Consider the following 1,637-nt stretch of genomic DNA (forward strand, 5'->3'; position numbering starts at 1 on the left):
CCCCTTAAGGCTGTTGCGTATTTATGCGTGCGCATGGTGGCGCGTAATCTATTTATTTGATCTCTTTATTTAATGCCTGTTTAAGAGTGTGAATGCTGCTGTTGATGTTCGTTATTATCTGTAGGAGCAGCAATATGAGAAGATATTACTGTTTGTGATGCATTTGCTGTACTAATTTTCTCCACCAGATGAAGCGTATCTTTTCTTCGTTTTATCATTGGACGAACAACTCTATGGGATTTACTCCCATAATTATGTAGGAACCAATCTAGTGTAACCCAAGATAGACCCTTGGCTTTAGACAACTGAATAATTATATTCCAGTATTTTGGAGAAATACTATTGCGATCACGCATTTTACGCGCAGCCTCATAGCTACAACCAATTTCTTTTGCAAATTGGCGTATAGATCCCCAAGATTCAATCAAACTTTTGACATAAAAATCATTAACCATGACACAAATAGTACATTACGTACAATTTTAAATCAAGATAAAATCGTACACAATGAATTAAAAAAATAGTGGATAATGTACAAATGACTTATTTGCCAAAAGATAGACTTAAAATAGCGCGTAAGAATGCTGGATACGCAACACCAAGCGAAGCTGCGCGCGCTATACCAGCTCTTAATCAAAATACCCTAATTAGTCACGAAAATGGAAATCGTGGTATTTCGCGCCAAATAGCCGAGCTCTATGGACAAGTATTTAATGTAGATCCGGGGTGGATTTTGTATGGCGAGTCTCCTCAAGAAAATCCTAACCTCAATATAAGTATTCCTGTCGTTTCATGGATTAGCGCTGGAGAATTAAGCGAGCAAGATGGGATAATGGATTTTTCAGATTATCCTATGACAGAGGCTGTTAATCTTCCTGCCGGTGAATGGATTGCTTTACGTGTAGATGGCGCATCTATGAATAAAATTAGCCCTCCAGATTCTATAATATTTGTAAATATGCGAGACAAAAAACTTGTGCCTAATGCCTGCTATGTAATTGCAGATGAATCTGGACAAGCGACATATAAACGATACAGACCTAATGATGATCCTCCTTTTCAGCCTGCTTCATACGACAAAACAATAAAGGCTCCAAAACTTGAAGGCGCTATCTCTATAATAGGTCGTGTACGGCGCACTATTCTTGATATGTAAACAAAATACGATTCTCTGTTCACGTTATCGATTAGATTGCCATCAACAGATTGAAGCAAGTTTGCTTGATTTTTATCAGTAAACAGCAAACTTTTGATTCTCTAAATTATGCCGTGATTCGTCATTTTTTTATTTTTTAAAAAAATAGTACATTATGTACTTGACTATCTTTAGTGCATAATGTACTAATATATTCCATAAACCACGCACAAACAATTGCCAAGAGGCGTTAGGGAGGAGAAATTATGGAAAATCCAATTCTTATAAATTCTGATGAAATTTTATTAGTTGTCTATAATGATGATCAAAACATTGGTCGGTCTGGACCACTTGATGAAAGCCAAGTTCTAAAAATTATTGACGAGGCAGATGATGCAATCCAAATCTTTCGCATCAATCCTTCTGAGAATAATTGTGAAGATATCTCTGAAGAAATTGCAGAAGCATATGTAAAAGAAAATATCGAACATCTCCATGAGGA

At 36.3% G+C, this 1,637-nt stretch carries 2 protein-coding genes and 1 pseudogene; 2 read left to right on the plus strand and 1 reads right to left on the minus strand.

Translation table 11 applies throughout. The features are described 5' to 3' along the window. Positions 1–80 precede the first annotated feature (80 nt). Positions 81–455 carry a hypothetical protein gene (locus U736_RS0108570; RefSeq protein ID WP_026500673.1) on the minus strand — a complete coding sequence of 125 codons (375 nt, stop codon included), beginning with the start codon at positions 453–455 and terminating at the stop codon, positions 81–83. An 83-nt stretch (positions 456–538) separates the two neighbouring features. Here U736_RS0108570 and U736_RS0108575 point away from each other — a divergent pair, with 83 nt between their 5' ends. Both U736_RS0108575 and U736_RS0108580 read left to right on the plus strand, forming a co-directional pair. Further along, positions 539–1,156: a S24 family peptidase gene (locus tag U736_RS0108575; RefSeq protein ID WP_012754749.1), complete on the plus strand. Its 618-nt coding sequence runs from the start codon at positions 539–541 to the stop codon at positions 1,154–1,156. Between the two features lie 245 nt (positions 1,157–1,401). Further along, positions 1,402–1,637: pseudogene (locus U736_RS0108580) on the plus strand (hypothetical protein); the annotation flags it as partial.

This window comes from Bartonella grahamii ATCC 700132, from assembly GCF_000518085.1.
GTDB lineage: Bacteria > Pseudomonadota > Alphaproteobacteria > Rhizobiales > Rhizobiaceae > Bartonella > Bartonella grahamii.

Bases quoted from the DNA above. Each gene is read 5' to 3' on its own strand.
- U736_RS0108570 (WP_026500673.1), bottom strand. From the start codon at position 455: ATGGTTAATGATTTTTATGTCAAAAGTTTGATTGAATCTTGGGGATCT.
- U736_RS0108575 (WP_012754749.1), top strand. From the start codon at position 539: ATGACTTATTTGCCAAAAGATAGACTTAAAATAGCGCGTAAGAATGCT.